Origin of the sequence: Halomonas sp. TP35, from assembly GCF_052375975.1 — a bacterium.
GTDB lineage: Bacteria > Pseudomonadota > Gammaproteobacteria > Pseudomonadales > Halomonadaceae > Vreelandella > Vreelandella citrativorans.
Genome location: NZ_JBQSUZ010000053.1, coordinates 1 through 211 on the forward strand (window position 1 = coordinate 1; position 211 = coordinate 211).

1 pseudogene is annotated in these 211 nt (G+C 54.5%); it reads right to left on the reverse strand.

From position 1 onward, the window contains the following. Positions 1 to 158: pseudogene (locus ACT3RU_RS18010) on the reverse strand (IS256 family transposase); the annotation flags it as partial. Positions 159 to 211: the final 53 nt, after the last annotated feature.

The following is a 211-nucleotide window of genomic DNA, read 5'->3' on the forward strand; positions in this document are numbered from 1 at the left end:
ATCTCCTGATTGTCGAGATGCGCGTCGAGCTCCGCCTGCATGGCAGCCTCGGTCAACTGCTTGATGAGCGGCGTCAGAATGCCCTCCCTGCCGGTGAGATCTTTCCCTTCTCGCAGGGCTTTCAGCGCCGCGTCCATGTCAAATGTTGGTTGTGTCATACATCACCTCTTTCCTCTTAGGGTAGATGTGACACAGAATTCTGAACACTACC